Source organism: Streptomyces sp. CLV115 (assembly GCF_038448545.1).
Lineage (GTDB): Bacteria > Actinomycetota > Actinomycetes > Streptomycetales > Streptomycetaceae > Streptomyces > Streptomyces sanglieri.
This window is the reverse complement of the sequence record NZ_JBCEWQ010000482.1, coordinates 1-255: the sequence shown is the minus strand read 5'-3', so window position 1 is coordinate 255 and position 255 is coordinate 1. Positions and strand designations below refer to the sequence as shown.

Genomic DNA, 255 nt, shown 5'->3' with positions numbered 1-255 from the left:
TGATGTCGTTGACGAACTCGGTTTCGATCCAGCGGGTGTGGACGTGGAACGGTTCGCTGGTGAAGGCGGGGTCGGTGACGACGGCGCGGTGGAAGGGGATGGCGGTGGCCATGCCTTCGACGTTGAACTCGGCCAGTGCGCGGGCGGCGCGCTGGAGTGCCTGTTCGCGGGTCGCGCCGGTCACGACGAGTTTGGCGAGCAGGGAGTCCCAGGCGGGGCCGATGACGGAGCCGGATTCGACGCCGGCGTCGAGGC

The 255-nt window shown here is 69.0% G+C and carries 1 pseudogene; it reads right to left on the bottom strand.

Features of this window, described 5'->3' with window-relative positions:
* Window positions 1-255 (bottom strand): annotated as a pseudogene (locus AADR41_RS43150) (acetyl-/propionyl-CoA carboxylase subunit alpha); the annotation flags it as partial.